Origin of the sequence: Pseudomonas psychrophila HA-4, from assembly GCF_000282975.1 — a bacterium.
Classification (GTDB): domain Bacteria; phylum Pseudomonadota; class Gammaproteobacteria; order Pseudomonadales; family Pseudomonadaceae; genus Aquipseudomonas; species Aquipseudomonas psychrophila_A.
Genome location: NZ_ALJC01000025.1, coordinates 1 through 17,856 on the forward strand (window position 1 = coordinate 1; position 17,856 = coordinate 17,856).

The 17,856-nt window shown below is 55.1% G+C and carries 15 protein-coding genes; 10 read left to right on the forward strand and 5 right to left on the reverse strand.

Features of this window, described 5'->3' with window-relative positions; genetic code table 11:
- Window positions 1–165 precede the first annotated feature (165 nt).
- The 4 genes from B347_RS0102795 to B347_RS0102810 all read right to left on the reverse strand — a co-directional run bounded on the left by B347_RS0102795 (window position 166) and on the right by B347_RS0102810 (window position 4,515).
- The gene (locus tag B347_RS0102795) at window positions 166–1,191 is read right to left on the reverse strand and encodes a hypothetical protein (protein WP_019408186.1); all 1,026 of its coding nucleotides are present in this window, start codon (window positions 1,189–1,191) and stop codon (window positions 166–168) included.
- A gap of 210 nt (window positions 1,192–1,401) precedes the next feature.
- Entirely contained in the window at window positions 1,402–2,226 is an 825-nt protein-coding gene (locus B347_RS0102800; RefSeq protein WP_019408187.1) for a DUF4393 domain-containing protein, read from the reverse strand.
- 94 nt (window positions 2,227–2,320) lie between these two features.
- The gene (locus tag B347_RS0102805) at window positions 2,321–3,049 is read right to left on the reverse strand and encodes a hypothetical protein (protein WP_019408188.1); all 729 of its coding nucleotides are present in this window, start codon (window positions 3,047–3,049) and stop codon (window positions 2,321–2,323) included.
- Window positions 3,050–3,780: 731 nt separating this feature from the next.
- The gene (locus B347_RS0102810) at window positions 3,781–4,515 is read right to left on the reverse strand and encodes a hypothetical protein (RefSeq protein ID WP_019408189.1); all 735 of its coding nucleotides are present in this window, start codon (window positions 4,513–4,515) and stop codon (window positions 3,781–3,783) included.
- A gap of 254 nt (window positions 4,516–4,769) precedes the next feature.
- Here B347_RS0102810 and B347_RS0102815 point away from each other — a divergent pair, with 254 nt between their 5' ends.
- From B347_RS0102815 to B347_RS0102830, 4 genes are all read left to right on the forward strand, one after another.
- Window positions 4,770–6,905 carry a TonB-dependent siderophore receptor gene (locus B347_RS0102815; protein ID WP_019408190.1) on the forward strand — a complete coding sequence of 712 codons (2,136 nt, stop codon included), beginning with the start codon at window positions 4,770–4,772 and terminating at the stop codon, window positions 6,903–6,905.
- A gap of 444 nt (window positions 6,906–7,349) precedes the next feature.
- Window positions 7,350–8,171, forward strand: a complete 822-nt coding sequence (locus B347_RS0102820; protein WP_026013952.1) for a transporter substrate-binding domain-containing protein — start codon at window positions 7,350–7,352, stop codon at window positions 8,169–8,171.
- Window positions 8,168–9,013: an amino acid ABC transporter permease gene (locus tag B347_RS0102825; RefSeq protein WP_019408192.1), complete on the forward strand. Its 846-nt coding sequence runs from the start codon at window positions 8,168–8,170 to the stop codon at window positions 9,011–9,013. Before B347_RS0102820 ends, B347_RS0102825 begins: the two co-directional genes overlap by 4 nt.
- A 34-nt stretch (window positions 9,014–9,047) precedes the next feature.
- Window positions 9,048–10,430, forward strand: a complete 1,383-nt coding sequence (locus B347_RS0102830) for an LLM class flavin-dependent oxidoreductase (protein ID WP_019408193.1) — start codon at window positions 9,048–9,050, stop codon at window positions 10,428–10,430.
- A 228-nt stretch (window positions 10,431–10,658) separates the two neighbouring features.
- Here B347_RS0102830 and B347_RS0102835 read toward each other — a convergent pair whose 3' ends face one another.
- Window positions 10,659–11,897: an acyl-CoA dehydrogenase family protein gene (locus B347_RS0102835; RefSeq protein ID WP_019408194.1), complete on the reverse strand. Its 1,239-nt coding sequence runs from the start codon at window positions 11,895–11,897 to the stop codon at window positions 10,659–10,661.
- A gap of 391 nt (window positions 11,898–12,288) precedes the next feature.
- Here B347_RS0102835 and B347_RS0102840 point away from each other — a divergent pair, with 391 nt between their 5' ends.
- From B347_RS0102840 to B347_RS0102865, 6 genes are all read left to right on the forward strand, one after another.
- Complete coding sequence (locus B347_RS0102840) at window positions 12,289–12,627, forward strand: NADPH-dependent FMN reductase (protein ID WP_019408195.1); 339 nt, start codon at window positions 12,289–12,291, stop codon at window positions 12,625–12,627.
- Window positions 12,628–12,673: 46 nt separating this feature from the next.
- Entirely contained in the window at window positions 12,674–13,774 is a 1,101-nt protein-coding gene (gene sfnG, locus B347_RS0102845; RefSeq protein WP_019408196.1) for a dimethylsulfone monooxygenase SfnG, read from the forward strand.
- Between the two features lie 15 nt (window positions 13,775–13,789).
- On the forward strand, window positions 13,790–14,953 hold the full coding sequence (locus B347_RS0102850; protein WP_019408197.1) for an AMP-binding protein: 1,164 nt from the start codon (window positions 13,790–13,792) through the stop codon (window positions 14,951–14,953).
- 14 nt (window positions 14,954–14,967) lie between these two features.
- A complete protein-coding gene (locus B347_RS0102855) occupies window positions 14,968–15,759 on the forward strand; it encodes an ABC transporter ATP-binding protein (RefSeq protein ID WP_019408198.1) in 792 nt (263 codons plus the stop codon).
- Window positions 15,760–15,829: 70 nt separating this feature from the next.
- Window positions 15,830–16,711 (forward strand): branched-chain amino acid ABC transporter permease, encoded by an 882-nt coding sequence (locus B347_RS0102860; protein WP_019408199.1) that lies wholly within the window; start codon window positions 15,830–15,832, stop codon window positions 16,709–16,711.
- Between the two features lie 11 nt (window positions 16,712–16,722).
- On the forward strand, window positions 16,723–17,790 hold the full coding sequence (locus tag B347_RS0102865) for a branched-chain amino acid ABC transporter permease (protein WP_019408200.1): 1,068 nt from the start codon (window positions 16,723–16,725) through the stop codon (window positions 17,788–17,790).
- Window positions 17,791–17,856 lie beyond the last annotated feature (66 nt).

Below are 17,856 nucleotides of genomic sequence, written 5' to 3' on the forward strand. Positions count from 1 at the left end.
GGATCAGCTAAGCGCTTTGAATGTGGGGTTTATGGAGCGCTTACACAGATCCCTGTGTGGGCGAGTCTTACAGACTTGTAGGTTTGTAAGCTGTAACCACTACCAGCAGGGACGCAGTTCTAGCGCTTTACGCAGAAAAATGCCGGATGCAATGGATTGCGCCCGTTAAACAGCGCAGCAATATTGATAACTTTTACCACTCTTACAAAAGCACTTTCTTAATGTATTTCCTGTGGTCAGGTCTTTTAGGGCGGCTAAATTTCCGTTGTCGTCTACTGGTCCGTTAGCTGATTTCCAAAGTAGCACCGGTCTGTCCATTAGCTTGTTCAGGAATTCTGAAGGTGGTGCAGGGTTCGCGATGACAATCTCGGTTTCCCTGGGTAAAGAGTCGACTATAGCGTCAATCTCTGGTCGGTCACATTCAAAGTAAGATATTCCAATGAAAATGCAGTGTGTGCATGATTTCAATTCCTGATTAAATGCGTTGTTGGCTTTTCTAACCCACTGAAAATTCTGGTATTTATTTTTCTCGTTAGGGATGATGCATAGTGGCTGAGTGCGAGGGTATAGCAATTCATTTAACTTGAGACGGTATATAGGGGTGTCGTTCATATCTAAGCGCCCGTTTAGCGGGTAAGATACTGGCGCTGAAATCCCAGTTATTTCAAAGTCGACTGATCCATGTGGCTTTACAAATGGAATGCCATAGTTGTTTCCATTGAGCTGAAGGGAGCTATAAAGTAAATTTATTTCGTCGAGGCATCTTTCGAGTAAGAGGTCGTAGTTTAAAGAAAAGGCGCACGTTATATTTTCGCGATGTAATTTTAACCATCTAAACCAAACCCAGTCTTTCGTGAAGGTGTTCATTTGTTCGACGGTAAAGTTTGAGAATGCGATTGTTAAGTAGTGTCGTGCTTCTATTTGGCAGTTTTTAATATTAATATCTAACGACTTGCAGATTTGCTCATCTTGAAGTTTCAAAAAAATATCGAAATCAGGTAGATCTGGAAAGGCGTCGCTGAGACGTTTAAAGTTTGGAAGGTTGTCGAGAAGTAAGTCTTCTCTTTGTGGACATTTGATATTCCATGAAAGAGGCTGTTGGGTGTTCCACTGGTGTATCAACTTAGAGAAATATCCAAAACTAATGGATAGCCCATTTCCAACAACTAGTGCGATTCTTGGTTTGCTCATGATTTCTGGCGACCCCTCCGATGAATCAGACGAACAGCCCAATACGGTCTGCAGCTGATTGCAGTACACACACCTAAAGACCCGAAAACGATGGATCTGATAAAGGGAATTGAACTTCCATTTATCAGCTTGGGGCGCTGATAAAGGGTTCACAACTGGACTGGAAATTAAGCCGTGATAAATGGTTAGTGCCGTTTATCGACCGCTTTATTAGCTGTACCAGTGTAGAGGCATGCCTTTTAGGTCGGGAGTGATACAGTTGATCATGAATGACTTTCCAAAACCTGTAATCTGCAGCGATTTTGGTTCGGCATAGTAAGACTCAATGCCACCTAGATGAACTCCTCTCTTGTAGCCTTCGATGTTGGCAGCGATTATTTCATCATAGCTTTGAGCGATTGCAGGTGCAATTTTCAACACGCCAAGTCTTAAAAGGTTATCAACGCTAATCATGTAATTACTATAGTCTAGGCCGGAGTCTAGAATGAATGGGCCGATATTTCCGAGTACTTTTCCTGTTTTGTCGTTGACGGTCATGTATAAGTCAATTGCTTGTATTTGCGTAGACTTTGAGTGGGCGAGATAGTTTAGTAACAAAATATCTTGAGCGCTACTTTGCTTGATGATCTCAACGAAGGCAGGGTGAGCGGTTTCAGCTGAGCGACCATCCATCGCAGAAGCTAAAAGTTTCAAGTACATGGATTTTAGATCTGGTTCATCAAGGGAAAATGCTAACCCTTGTAGAACTGGGGCTGCAATAGATGCCTTTGGTTCAGTCAATGCTTCCGGCGGAATATCTGATACAGCTTCTGCTAAGTCAGTTTCAAATTTTTCTTTGAGGTATACCCGAGCTTTATCCACTACAAAATTCACGACAGCTATAGGGATGAGCACGTTATTTACTGCAGCTGACAGAGTTGATAAAGCGGCGCCTGTGTTCGCTCCGATTTGTTTTTTGTGGGTTTCATCCACGGTTTTGTAAAGCTCGCCAGCAATCCCGGTTACCGCGGTTGCTGTTTCAATTATATCGTTCATTAATAATCCCTTAAGTGAATTTCGCGATAGAACCATAGCGGATCTTTACATAACCAACTGCCCGCACGACATGCTAATTTTTTGAAAAGCTCATTCAGGTGTCGGTTTTTCTACGGGCATATTTAACATTCATATTGGCAATTTTATCGGCTAGCTTCCAGGTTGTCATTTCTTGCTGCTTGGTTTCATGCTCGGTTATATGGTCCCAATAGAATCTCCAATGAGCTTTGTTGGGGGAGGCAATAATATTGTCCATAATTGAAACAAAGCTCATAAATGCGTGATGCATTCTTTCGAGCTTGACTATATCTAAGTCTCGAAGTTGATTTGTTAGATCTCGGTTAATAGCGGTTCCGTCGCTATTTAGTGCTATGGCCCATTGGCCGTGTGCTACTTTGTTTCTAACTTGGCTGGGCTCGACAATATACTTTAGTACGAAGTTACCTAGGCGCTGTCTAAGATTTGGGATATGGTTTTCCTTGCCCCCATCAATTCGGCTGGTAGCAATGTGAATGCATTTTATCCATGCTCGGGATATATTGTTTTTTCCCGATTTTTTGATTTGCTCTATTTGAGCGATACTTAGCGCGTTTGGTGTGTGGAGCAACTTTGAAAATAATGCTTCGGAGTAAGCGCAGAAAACGAGAGCTAAAACTTTTGTTTGAGTTGTTGCAAATGGCCTATCTCCCCGCTTATAGGCTTGATTTATTGATCGCTTAATTTGAGTCCAGGTAGATTGTAACATCCTAACATTTAGGACTTGAGCGTCGAAAATTTCTTGAATTGAAGAAAGGGGGGCTTGCGCGGGTTTTGGACTAAGCACTTGAGTATCCTTATCAAGCTAGGCAAAGCGCACTCAATGAATGCGCTTTGCCTAGCCGGAATCGAACCGGCACCCGTGTAAGTTCTACACGTGCATCTACCATATTAATACTATAGGCCTTCGAGAAGCGTACACACGTTGAGCAAACAGATCAAGCTTTAGGGAGCGAGAGAGAAGGGGTGGGATAGTGTCATCTACGAAGGTTACTGGTACGAATTTGGTACGGTGGAATTTGGAATAGGCTTTTTGGCCTTTCATTACGGGGCTATTGCGATTAATGCATCCGATCCATCATTCGGGCTAAGCTGAAGCGGCTGGGTAGGGTTTCATGCCGGTAGGCTTGGGATAGTGTTCGGTCGTCAGGAAGTCGGTGGGGGGCAAAAAAAGGCCGAGTGACTTTTCGAGTGACTTTGTCACTCACGGTTCAGCACTGTTGGGCATCGTTGCAGCGAGCGCCAAGCGCGAAGCCTTGAAAGTAGCGGCCTGTAGAGATACAAGCGTGCATGGGGTGCTAGGGGTCGAGTGTTCGAATCACTCCGTCCCGACCATATTTTTCAATGGCTTAGCCCAACTTTCGCGAGTTGGGCTTTTTCATGTGTGTTGACCCGTCCTGAATAAGGTTTTGTAAGTGTAAGTTAGCGTCGGATTTGGCACCGCCTTGCAGGATGATTGGCACAAGACACTTGCTTTAAAAACACTGAATTTTGCGCAATAGTTGGCACCGCAGCCATTCACTTAGGTGCTGTCTTTGACGGTTGCGGAAATTTTGCGTCTGGAAACCTTTTTGTCAGTGCAGCGTATAGCTCGTTGGCGACGTTATCCAAATCCTCGACTGATCGATCTACCCTGAATATTAGGCGTTTCGTCTGGTCTATCAATTGTGAAAATAGCCTTGGACCCAGCGCTTGCTCCAAAGACGCGTGTGATATTGGTCCGCCGTTTGGGATGATTTTTTCGAGAATTGGTTGCACTTCCACCAAGTGCAGCGTCGAGCGAGTTCTGATCACATCGACAGTATGAAGAAAATTCTGTTCAGCAATGACCAATGTTTCCAGAATTCCAGCGTTTCCTAAATCAAGAAAGAACGTAAGGCTGTCTAGATCTATCCTTGGAGGCTGATCCAATGGGTAGTCTATTGGGGGCAGTGTAATTGCTACTGAGGGGGTATCGCGGTACTGGTCTACAATGTCTATCTGTATCTGCGCGACAATATTTACTTGGCGCCACAGCGTTAACATGGCGCGCGCTCCCGCACCTATTTGCCTAATTCGCTCGTCCTCTTGAGCCGAATCTCGTACGAGCGATGCTCCATACCATGCACCGGCATAAGCGGCGATCAATGTCGCTATAGCCGGTAGAAAATCTTTTGCAAAAGCCGCCAGTTGTGGTGTTCCAAAAGGCGCGCTGAATGATGCTGCAACAATGATAAAAACCAGCAAAGTGAGTGGGTTTTTGAGTTTTTTCATGCATTTACTCTATCGAGGTGTCTTGGGGGGGAACGCATTGTGTAACGGTCAACTAATCCCGGACACGGCGTTAAGTTTTTCCTCGGTCTGAGCTACCCCTTTTTTTTTCGACCGTATCCCACTTAATACACAGTAGATACTCAAAAAACAGTAAATGAGAACTTGTGGCAAATGGTAATGATTGAGATATCATGCCTCGCAGAACTCCAGCCGGGTTCACCCTCCCAACTACTCATTCACTAGGTTCAACATCCATGCGTCGTACCCTGATTTCTCTCTGCGTTTTTCAGGCGTTTTCTCCTTTGGCCTGGGCGCAGGTTGCTGATCCCGAGAGTGCCAGCCTTGAGCTGCAAGCCATTAGTGTCACAGGAGACATGGACTCCGAGACGGCTCTGGGGCCAGTTAAGGGATATCGCGCCACACGTTCGGCCAGCGCGACGCGCACTGACACATCAATTCATGAGACGCCTCAGTCCATTAGCGTAGTGCCCAAAGACGTGGTCGAGGACATCGGTGCGACGCGCTTGCAGGAGGCCCTGGACTATGCAGGCGGCGTCGGCCGCGCGAACAATTTCGGCGGCCAAGGGCTAACCAGCTTCACTGTTCGAGGCTTTTCAACCGCCGAGTTCTACCGCAACGGTTTTCCGATTAACCGGGGCTACCCAAGCATGCCGGACGCCAACAGCATTGAGCGACTTGAAGTGCTTCGCGGACCCGCGACGATGCTCTATGGACGTGGCGATCCCGGCGGTACCTTCAACATAGTCTCCAAGCAGCCTCTGGTTGAGCGTACGGTCACCTTGGGTAGCCAGTTGGGTGATAAAGGTATGAAGCGCGGCACCCTTGATGCTTCCGGCCCGCTGGATGAGCAAGGGCGGCTGGCCTATCGCCTCAATGTGGTTGGAGAGGGCGGCGATACCTTCCGCGACCATGTCTCAACCGAACGCTATGGCGTAACGCCTGTACTGAGCTGGCAGGTCAGTGACGATACTAAGGTGATTTTCGAAGGCGACTTCATGCGTAACAATCATCCCCTTGATCGAGGCCTGACTCGTTTTGCCAACCAACGCGGTACCGCGTCCCGCGACACCTTTTGGGGTGAAAAATACGCCGGTAATCTGCACAACGATAACAACATGGCTCAGGTGCGGTTCGAGCATCTGCTCAACGACAACTGGAGCCTGGGCGGTGGTTTCCAGTGGCTGGACGGTACGATGAAGGGTAATGCTGTTGAGGCCAACGGTGCTGCCAGCATGAATGCCGATGGGCGAACACTCCAGCGCAACTTCAACTACCGCAAGTTGGAGTGGACCGACAAAGACTATCAACTGAACCTGACCGGGCACTTTTCCACGGGCGGCCTTGATCACACGTTGCTGACGGGCGTGGAGTACGAAGACTATGACTACAAGTCCATCATCCAACGCTCCAGCGCAGCGGCGGGGACTTTTCCAATCGACATCTTCAACCCGGTGTATGGCCAGCCACGTCCGGCGCTGACTCGTACACCTACCCACGATAAAGAAAACCTCAAAACTTACGCGGTCTTCGTCCAGGATCAAGTGGCGTTGACCGAGCGTTTGAAGGTGCTCGCGGGTGCGCGCCTTGAGCGCTTCGAGCACGAGTACGAATCCTACGTGCCCGGCGTGAGCCCCTGGAACGCCGCCGACAACGCCGTCACTCCGCGCGTCGGTGTGATGTATGACCTCACTGACACTGTCGCGATCTACGCGGATGCCGCGCGCTCGTTCAAGCCCAACACGGGCGTCAGTCGTCAAGGCGGCGGGTTTGAACCAGAGAAGGGCAAGTCCTACGAGGTGGGCGTGAAGTGGGAAGCGCTTGACCGGCAGTTGAGCGTCGACGCGGCGATCTATCAGATCGAGAAGAAAAATGTTCTGGGGACTGACCCCGTTGATTCGGCCTTCAGTGTCGCCACAGGGCAGGTACGCAGCCGCGGCTTCGATCTGAACGTGGCCGGCAACCTGACGCCCGAGTGGCGGATAATCGGCGGCTATGGCTATGTGGATGCTGCTGTGACCAAGGACACTACCGTGCACACCGGAACGCGTCTGGCGAACATTCCGCGCAATAGCTTCAGCTTGCTCAACGTGTATGAGTTTCAGGATGGCGCGTTCAAAGGACTGGGCCTCGGCGCAGGGGGAAAATACGTAGCCGAGCGTGCCGGGCAGACCGCCAATAACACGTTCTCGATGGGGGCTTATACCGTCGTCGACTTGCTCAGCTTTTACAAGGTCAACGAAAAGGTCAGACTTAACCTCGACGTGAAGAACCTGTTCAATCGTGAGTACGAAGAAGGCTCGTTCCTTAACTTCTACGCCTACCCCGGTGAACCGCGTACGGTTCAAGTGGGTATCTCGTACACCCTGTAGGTAAGTCTTAAACACGGCGGTCTGAGCGGTTGCCCTCAATCTGGGCGCACCATTAATCGGATGAGCTTCTCCAATGCACGATAGCCTTAGACGTGGCGATGAGTCTGGGGCGCGTGCGACCGCCGTATAGGGATCAGTACGTAGGGTGGTGCCATTGTTTGGGTCGTTGAGTGTTCTTGAGATGACTTTAGAGTCTGCGTCCCGACTCTATAATTCGAGAGAGGTTGAGTTTTTATCTCGCGATCCATTTTTTTATATTTTTCCCCGCGAAACGACTGGCTTTCGGTGGAATCCTCACCTCATCAAAATCAGCGATGCTTGCGTCTGAATCGCTAGACCCGATATAGCTTGAATGCAGGCTCATATTCCATAAACGAAGTACAAACTATTTTTATAGTGCGTTTTAATCTATTCATTATTTTGAATATATTGGAGCACTTGTCTGTGGGAACTAAGGCACTTTTACCTTTCGGCTTGGCATTACTGGCTACCTGTTCGACGGCTTTCGCGGGCGCCACGCTGGATCGCGTCACCAGTAGCAGGGAGCTGAACGGCGTTCTGATGGAAAGCTATCCACCATTCTCCTTTCTCAATGAACAGAACCAACTGGACGGGTTTGACGTGGATGTCGCCAAGGCCATTGCGCAACGACTAGGGGTGAAGCTCAAACTGCAAACACCGTCTTGGGATGTCATTGCAGCTGGACGCTGGAACGGGCGATACGACATCTGCGTCTGCTCGATGACTCCGAGCAAGGCGCGGGCCGAAGTGTTCGACTTCCCGGTGGAGTATTACCAATCACCGGCGGTGATTGTGGTGAATGCCAAAGACAAGAACACTGTCACGGGCAAGGATCTGTCAGGTAAAAAAGTTGGTGTGATCAGTGCGTCGACCTATGAAGCTTATTTGAACAAGGATCTGGTGATTGAAGGCGCTGAGGACAAGCCGTTGAGCTATCCATTCGAAAGCGTCCAGGTCGCGCCATACGACAACGAAACGGTAGCCTTCCAGGATCTGGCCTTGGGCACGGGCGTGCGCCTGGATGCCATGGTCACCAACCTCATCACTGCTCGCGAACGTATCGCCCAGGATCCTCGCTTCAAAATTACTGGCGACACGTTGTACGCAGAGCCCAACGTGGTAGCGATCGAAAAGGGCGACCCACAATGGAATGCCAAAGTCACTGAGGTTGTCACCCAGCTCAAGGCCGACGGCACATTAAGCAAGATTTCACAGAAGTGGATCGGTGCCGATATCAGCCAATGACAGCCCTCAATTCACACACGGCCAAGGCGGCTGTCACTCCCGAAACAGAGACGCATCGTTTCAGCCCGCTACTGAGTTTTCGCACTCGCTTGTATTTGACCTGGGCAGTGCTGTTCGGCTTGTGCGTCATGTTTTTCATGAGCTTCGATCTGAAGTTCTCGATCATTGCGCAGAAGTTGCCCAATCTGATCGGTCTGCATTTGGGGCCTGACGGTTTCTTGCAAGGCGCCGCGCTGACGCTGTTTTTATGCTTCTGCTCGATCTGGCTTTCGTTGCTTCTTGGTTTCGTGACGGCGCTGGCGCGCTTGTCTCGCAGTGCAGTGGCTTTTGGCATTGCCAGTTTCTACGCGTCTTTTTTTCGCGGTACGCCGCTGCTGATCCAGATCCTACTGATCTACCTTGGTCTGCCGCAGTTGGGTGTTGTTCCTGGCGCCATCAGCGCTGGGATCATTGCACTCTCGCTCAATTATGGTGCCTACCTCAGCGAGATTTTTCGTGCAGGCATCATGGCAGTAGCACCTGGACAGCGCGAAGCGGCGATGGCTCTGGGTCTGAGGCCTGCGGCAACGTTTCTGCATGTTGTCCTGCCACAAGCTATGCGTACGATCATTCCCCCAACAACCAGTCAGTTCATTTCAATGCTCAAGGACTCCTCGCTGATATCGGTGATGGGGGTCTGGGAAGTGATGTTTCTGGCACAGTCCTATGGTCGCTCGTCCTACCGCTACATCGAAATGCTCACCACCGCAGCCGTTATCTATTGGCTCCTGTCCATTGGACTGGAGTTGATACAGAACCGCCTTGAACGCCACTACGGCAAAGGTTTCAAGCATCAGCGCTGACCCGCGCGTTTAATGACTTTTTACAGGTACTACGATGTCCGATCCAAAACCTCTGTTGTTTGCGTTATACGAGCAAGCCAGTGTTGGCTGTGGCGGCGCGCCGAGCCTCTGGACGCACCCGGCTGACGAGCGACTGACCATCAACTCTCTGGGCTACTGGTCCAACCTGGCACGCATCGCCGACCAGGCTCATCTCGACATGCTGTTTTTTGGAGATGTGCTGGGCTTCTACGATGTGTTTGGCGGTAATGCCGACGCGGCCATGAAGTGGGCGGTTGAAGCACCGGCCAACGATCCGTTGATGATCATCCCCGCATTGGCCGCCGTGACGGAAAACCTAGCCTTCGGCGTCACTGTCACCACCAGTTACGAGCATCCTTTTACCCATGCCCGGCGTTTCAGCACGCTGGATCACCTGACCAATGGCCGGGTCGGCTGGAACATTGTCACCTCCTACCTCACCAGTGCCGCTCGCAACTTCGGCCTGGAGCAGATGATCAAGCACGATGATCGCTATGAACGCGCAGATGAATTTCTCGATGTGGTTTACAAACTTTGGGAAGGCAGTTGGGCAAACGATGCAGTGGTTGCCGACAAGTCTCGCCAGGTCTATGCCAAGGGCGATCGCGTGCGTCCGATCAATCATGTTGGCGAGTATTACCGGGTGGCCGGTCCGCATTTGACGTCCCCATCACCGCAACGCACACCCTTGCTGATCCAAGCCGGTTGGTCAGGCCGTGGTCGCGAGTTTGCGGCTAAGCACGCCGAACTCATTTTCATCGCCAAATCCAATCCGCTGGAGATTCGCCAAGGCCTGGAAGACATATGGGCGCAGGCCCAGGCACGTGGACGTCAGGCGCAGGATGTTAAATCGCTGACGGTCCTGCGTATCGTCACGGCCAAGACCGAAATCGAAGCCCAGCGCAAATATGACGCCCTTCAAAGCAACTATCACTTGCAGGCGCAGTTGGTGAGTTATGCCGGTGATACCGGTATCGACATCAGCCGCTACGCGGACAGCGATGCCTTATCCACTCACACTGAAGGCATGACGTCTTATGTGATGCGGCCTGATGGCAGCGGCAAGCCCTTGACCGCCGGCGATGTCAAACAGCGCTTTGCCAGCGTCACTCGGGGCAGTGATCTGATTCTGGTAGGCACGCCGCAACAAGTGGCCGATAGGATCGAGGAGCACGCCCGAATTTCCGGCACCAGTGGCTACATGCTCAACCCGCTGATCAGCCCAGGCAGCCTCGAAGACTTTGTTGAACTGGTCATTCCTGAGCTGCAAAAGCGTGGCTTGTACCGTACCGAACCACAGAGCGGTACTTTCCGTTCGCGGTTACGGGACGATGGTGCTAACCATTTACCGGATTCTGCCTACGGCGCCTCGTTCCGCTTCGATGAAGGTCTTTAGGATGGGGGCGCTTGTGCCGTTGTGATCAAACGACACCGTGTTGCTGGCTCAGTGACTTGAGCAGAAAAACGCTCAGTTGAGGCGTTGTCCTAGCCGTTACCTCGACCGCCCATGCTGGCGACTGGGTACGTTGGTTTCTGGGCGTAGTGACAAGCTAGGGGCCAGACGCGTTGCTGGCCCGTGCTTCGTCGCTCGCCGTGGGGTATCTGTCACCCGCGTGATGTCGACTTACTTCGATCCTCCACCGATCTGCCAAACGTAGGGCGGTTCGGTGCCGTTGATTTCCCAGTCGCCGATGATGCGTTCCTTGTAGATCAGCGGGTTGTGCGAGGCTGCGGTCCGAGCGTTGCGCCAGTGACGATCAAGGGCCTTGCCGGTGCTGGTGGCCGAAGCGCTGAGGGCGTTGAACAGATCGCTGGTGGCGCGCAGCACCAGGTCGGCGATCACCACTTGGGCTTGGGCGGATTCCAGTTCGGCAGCGATGTTGGCATCGCGTTCGGCTTCGTCGTTGTGGGCGAAGCGGCTTTCATAGGCCACCTGCAAGGCGGCAGCAGCGCGCAGGGTGGTGGCGTGGGCGGCGTAGACCTGCGCCGAAGCCTTGCCCACCACTTGCTGCACCTGAACATCCTGACTGACGTGGCTGGCGTTGCCGGTGCTGAAGATACGCGTGCGCTTGCGTATTTCTTCCGTGATGTCGCGCACCGCAGCACGCCCGGCACCGGTCTGGACCGCCAACAGCACCAGTTGATAGAAGGCCGTCTGGTATTTGAAGCGGGTAGTGAAGTCCAGCAGGTTTTCGGGCTCCACCACGGCGTTCTCGAATACCGAGGTGCCGCTGCCGGTGGTGCGCTGACCAAAGCCATCCCAGTCGTCGCTCTGCGTAATACCCGGTTGCTGTACGCGAACGGCGGCAATCACATCGGCGCCGTTGTCATCGCGCTGGGCATAGAGGTCGATCCAGTCGGCGAAGATACTGCCGGTGCTGTAGTACTTGGTGCCGTTGACCACCCATTGTTCATCTAAGCGCGAGACACGGGTGCCAACTTGGCCGATCTTGATGCTGCCGACTTCGGTCCACGCGTTGCCCACCAGGTCGCCGTCGACAAAACGCTTGAACCAGGTGTCTTGGGGCACATCAGCGTGGGCGTTGAGGCGGTCTTCGACAAAGGCAAAGTGACCGCGCAACGCCTGCGGCAGATTGGAATCGGCTTCGGCCAGTTCGATCAGCAACTCAAACAACTGGGGCAGGGAAGCGCCAGCGCCACCGTATTGCACCGGCACGCGCACGGCGCCAAAGCCGGCTTCCTTCAGCCACTTCACTTGTTCAAAGGGCAAGCTGCGGCTTTGCTCGCGTTCCAGTGCGCCGACGGCGATGCGTGCAAAGATCGGCCGGAAGCGCTCGGCCAGGGTCTGGTAGTCGGTACCGCTGGAGAGGGGGTGTGGCAGGTGCTGTTGCTGGACAGTCATAGTGCAGCTCCTTATGGAAGGCAAGAGAAGCAACAGAGCAGTCGTTCTGTTGCGTATTGCTGCCAGTGCACAGGTCGTGCCTAGCACTGCAAAAGCCGTTTAATCGGGCGCGCAAGGCTGTTCGCCAGAGTGATTGCTGTCGCCTGTCAGGCAACTTGTTGAAGCGCTGACTGCCCGGCAACAGCGGCTTGGACGCGCTGCATGGCATGGGCAGAGAGGCAGCTGTTGCGTGCGCAACAGTTGATAAACAGCCTGCCCGGTGGGCGACACTGCGGCGTTGTTATGAAAAGTTATAACTGATTGATTTTTATATAATTATTCAGGTGGCATGGTTGCTGCTTTAGTCCTTGTTCAGGTGCCGCGGTGGCCTCTGCCACCATGAGGACGGGCAATGAGCAACACACTGAAAGTGGTCGCGGTATCCGGGAGCGTGCAGCGGCCTACGCGCACACTGGTGCTGCTCAAGGAACTGGTCGCTGGCCTTGCGCAGCAACTGCCGATCGAGCTGCGGTTGATTGAGTTGTCCGCGGTCGGTCCAAAGTGTGCCGGGGTGCTGCGCCGTGAAGATTTGCCCGCTGCGGTCGAGACCGATCTGCGGGCCATTGAAACGGCCGACCTGCTGATTGCTGCCAGCCCGGTGTACCGCGCCTTCGAACGCATCGAGCGCGCTGTCGAGTCGGCGGTCCTGAGCCTCAATTCGACTGTTCAACCGGACGCCAGCGCAGCCTGACATCCCGGGTCAACGCTCACTTCAATGAATCAATGGAGTACATGCAATGAGCCAGAGCAACATCAAGTTTGCCTACTGGGTTCCCAATGTCAGCGGCGGTCTTGTGGTCAGCAAGATCGAACAGCGCACTAGCTGGGACATCGATTACAACCGCAAGCTGGCGCAAATCGCCGAAAAGGCTGGCTTCGAATACGCCTTGTCACAGATCCGTTTTACCGCCGGTTATGGCGCCGAAAACCAGCACGAATCGGTGTCCATCAGCCACGCACTGTTGGCCGCCACCGAGAAACTCAAGGTGATCGCAGCCATCCTGCCTGGCCCATGGAGTCCGGTGCTGGCCGCCAAGCAGTTGGCCACCATCGACCAGTTCACCAACGGTCGCGTCGCGGTGAATATCGTGTCGGGCTGGTTCAAGGGCGAATTCCGCGCCATTGGCGAGCCATGGCTGGACCACGATGAGCGCTATCGTCGCTCGGAAGAATTCATCCAGGCGCTGAAGGGCATCTGGACCCAAGACAACTTCAGTTTTCATGGCGATTTCTACCGCTTCCATGACTACACCCTCAAACCCAAGCCACTGCAGCAACCGCACCCTGAAATTTTCCAGGGGGGCAGTTCGCGCGCGGCACGGGACATGGCTTCGCGGGTCTCCGACTGGTACTTCACCAACGGCAATACCGTTGAGGGCATCAAGGCGCAGGTCGATGACATTCGGGCCAAGGCCGCTCTTAATGGCCACTCGGTCAAAGTAGGGGTGAACGCCTTTGTCATCGCCCGTGAAACCGAGGCCGAGGCCCGGGCTGTGTTGCAGGAAATTATCGCCAAGGCCGACCCCGAGGCCGTCAACGGTTTTGCCAGCGAGGCGAAGAACGCCGGTGCCTCTAGCCCAGAAGGCGAAGGCAACTGGGCCAAGTCCACCTTCGAGGACTTGGTGCAGTACAACGATGGTTTCAAGACCAACCTGATCGGCACGCCGCAGCAGATTGCCGAACGCATCGTCGCACTCAAGGCGGTGGGCGTGGACTTGGTGCTTAGTGGCTTCCTGCACTTTCAGGAGGAAGTGGAGTACTTCGGCCGCAAGGTGTTGCCGTTAGTGCGTGAGCTGGAGCGCGAGGCGGTGGCGACCCAGGCTGCGGCGCTGGCGTAAGGGGCGGGAAAGGTCATGCCGATATTCACCGATAATCCGCAACCCGCCGCGGGTACCTTGCCGCAGTGGTTGCAACAGCAGGCACGTCAGCAAGGGACGGGTATCGCTCTGCGCCATAAGCGCCTAGGGGTGTGGCAGGTCCGTACTTGGTGCCAACTGGCCGCAGAGGTTAAGCGCTTGGCAACGGCCTTGAAGGCGCGTGGTTTTGTGCCGGGTGCGACGTTGGTAATTGTCAGCCGCCCGCGGCCGGAGGCATTGATTGCGGCCTTGTCGGCACAGTGGCTGGGTGGCGTGGCTGCGTTGTTGGATCCGCTGGAGGCTGCGGCCGAGCAGGTGCCGGTGTTGTGCGAGCTGCACAGTGAATGGGTGTTCGCCGAAGGCCATGAGGAGATCCAGCGCCTGCACGCCGCCGGACTGGCGCCCAGGTTGCTGATTTACGCTGACGGCCGCGGCTTGGATGAGGTGAGTCAGGCCGGTGATACCTTGGCGTTCGCGCAACTGCTGCAGCAGGGAAGCGATCTTCAGCTTGAGCCCCAGACTCGAGCCACGGACACAGCCTTTGCCTTATACCGGTTGGGCGCGGGGCAGCGCATCGAGCAGCAGCGCATCTGCCACACCGAGTTGCTACAGGAAGGCCAGCGCTTGGTGTATAGCGAGCAGCTGGGGCACCAGGAAGAAGCCTTGGCAGCGCGAGCGTTCGCCACGGGTGGTCAAGCGCGTTACGTGCTGGCGCCTTGGTTGATTGCCGGCTTTTGCCTAAATTTTCCGGAGAACCTGGCCACCCGCGATCAGGACCGGCGCGAGCTGGGCCCGACCCTGGTGGCCGGCACCCGGGAAACCTACGAGCGCCTGCATGCGCAGGTTCTGGCCCGTTTGCCGGAGCCAGGCAGTTGGCGCCGGCGTCTGGTGGATTGGGCATTGGAAACGCGCCCCGGTGTGCTGAACCGGCACGTGGGTTACTGGCTGATCCGCCGACCGTTGCGCGATGTCCTCGGCTTTTCCCGCACCCGCGCGCCGTTGCTGGTGGGCGAGGCTCTGGCGGCACCTACCCAGGTGTTTTTCCAGGCGTTGGCGATAGAGGTCCGCACCTGGCCTGACCCGGCGCAGTGGCACCACCTCGCGCCTTGGCCTGCGTCGCGGGTCAACGGCTGGATCGAAGACAGCATGCAATCGGCCTGACAAGGACATGACGGATGGCACACACACAGGCGACAAAGGTTGAGCATCTGCTGGTGTTGGAAAACATTGGCTTGTCGTTCAAGGGCGTCAAGGCGGTAACCGACATCAGCTTTGCCGTGGCCGCCGGGGAGATTTGCGCCCTGATCGGCCCCAATGGTGCGGGCAAAAGCTCGCTGCTGAATGTGATCAACGGCGTGTACCAGGCTCAGCAAGGACGTATCCGCTTTGCCGGAGAAGAGCACAGGCGCATGCGCCCTCACGATGCGGCGGTTCGTGGCATTGCCCGCACCTTTCAGAACATTGCCTTATTCAAGGGCATGAGCGTGCTCGACAACGTACTCACCGGACGCACCCTCAAGCGTCGCAGCAGTTGGATCGAGCAGGCCCTGCGCATTGGCCGCGCCGCTGGCGAGGATGACCGCCAACGTGAGGCCGCCGAACGGATAATCGACTTTTTGCACATCCAGCCCTGGCGCGACACCCTTGTCGGCAAGCTGCCCTATGGCTTGCAGAAACGGGTGGAACTCGCCCGTGCCCTGGCCGCCGAACCGCGCTTGCTGTTGCTGGACGAACCGATGGCCGGGATGAACGCCGAAGAGAAGCTGCAGATGAGCCGCTTCATCGTCGACATCAACCGTGAGTTAGGCACTACGGTGGTGTTGATCGAGCACGACATCGGCGTGGTCATGGGCATTTGCGATCACGTGGTGGTGCTCGACTACGGCCGCAAGATCGGCGACGGCCCTCCCGATGAGGTGCGTCAAAACCCCGAGGTGATCGCAGCCTATCTCGGCACGCGCCACTAACCCCCCGGGTCGATAGCGCCGCCAGTCGTTTGGTGGCCAGGAACCCTTTGCCCGCAAAACAGGAAGGCTCATGGAGTTTTTTTTAGAGGTGTTACTCGGTGGGCTACTGGCCGGGGTGATGTACGCCCTAGTGGCCATCGGTTTTGTCCTGATCTACAAGGCCTCCGGCGTCTTCAACTTCGCCCAGGGGGCGATGGTGCTGTTTTCGGCGCTGACCTTTGTCAGTCTGTTGGAACGCGGGGTGCCGTTCTGGCTGGCGTTTGTCCTTAGCCTGGCGGCGATGGTGCTGCTGGCGGTGGCGGTGGAGCGGGTGGTGTTGCGTCCGCTGGTCAACCGCCCGCCCATCACCTTGTTCATGGCCACCCTCGGTTTGTCCTACGTGATCGAAGGATTCGCCCAGGCGCTGTGGGGCGCCCAGGTGCATGGCCTGGAACTGGGCATCAGTGACGAGCCACTGGAACTAGGCGGGATGCTGCTATCGCAGTTCGACATTTTTGCCGCCGTGACCGCCGCGTTGCTGGTGTTGGCGCTATCGCTGCTGTTCAACAAGACCCGTATCGGTTTGTCGTTGCGTGCCGTGGCCGATGACCCGCTGGCAGCGTTGGCTGTGGGTATCCGCCTGCAACGGGTCTGGGTGTTGGTGTGGGCGGTGGCCGGGTTTGTCGGGCTGGTGGCTGGCCTGCTATGGGGCGCGCGGCTGGGGGTGCAATTCTCTCTATCGCTGGTGGTGCTCAAGGCCTTACCGGTGCTGATCATCGGTGGCTTCACCTCGATAAGCGGGGCGATTGTCGGCGGCTTGATTATCGGCGCCTCGGAGAAGCTGGCCGAGGTGTACCTAGGCCCGATCATTGGCGGCGGCATCGAGAACTGGTTTCCCTATGTGCTGGCGCTGCTGTTCCTGCTGGTGCGGCCAGCCGGGATATTTGGCGAACGCGCGATCGAGCGGGTTTGAGGAGAGACGTAATGTTTTATCAGGAATCCGGTCAGTTCAGTACCCGCTATGCCCAGGACCGCAGGGTGTTTCGCCTGCGTCAGGACCGTTACGGCTTGGTTGCCTTGCTGCTGGTGGCCTTTGTCGGTGTGCCGTATCTGGGTAACGACTATTGGTTCAGCGCCATTCTGATTCCGTTTCTGGTGCTGTCGTTGGCCGGGTTGGGATTAAACCTGCTGACCGGCTATGCCGGACAGCTGTCGCTGGGCTCGGCGGCCTTCATGGCGGTGGGCGCCTTTGCCACTTACAACGTTGAACTGCGGGTGCCGGGCTCGCCGTTGTTGCTCAGCATGGCCCTGGGCGGGGGAGTGGCAGCGCTGGTGGCGGTGCTGTTCGGCCTGCCGAGCCTGCGGATCAAGGGCTTCTATCTGCTGGTGTCGACCCTCGCCGCGCAGTTCTTTGTGACCTGGGCGCTGACACGCTTCAGTTGGTTCTCCAACAACAGCGCTTCGGGGGTGATCAGCGCACCGCGCCTGGAGATTCTTGGTGTGGATCTGAACTCCCCGGTGGGTCGTTACCTGCTGACCCTGAGCGTGGTGGTGGCGTTGTTCTGGCTGGGTAAGAACCTGGTGCGCAGTGAGCTGGGGCGTAATTGGATGGCCGTGCGTGACATGGACACCGCCGCCGCAGTGATGGGAATTGCATTGTTCAAGACCAAGCTGCTGGCGTTTGCCATCAGCGGTTTTTTTCTCGGGGTGGCCGGAGCGCTGTGGGCCTTCACTTATCTGGGGACCGTGGAGCCCCACGGATTCGACTTGAATCGGTCCTTCCAGATCCTCTTCATCATCATTATCGGTGGCCTGGGCAGCATCCTCGGCAACTTCCTGGGCGCAGCATTCATCGTGCTGTTTCCAGTGCTGCTGTCCAACCTGTTGGCCTTGTTGCCAACCGGACTGATTGAAACCGGGCAAATTGAAAACCTGCAGAAGATGGCATTTGGCGCCCTGATCATTGTGTTCCTGGTCAAGGAACCGGAGGGCTTGGCGCGCCTCTGGCAAAAGTTCCGCGAGAGAGCTCGGTTGTGGCCGCTGCGTTACTGAACGACGCGGCGTGAGCGCCGGTTGCTCTGAATCCCTTCACGTGATGACTTGATAAGGAAAACATTG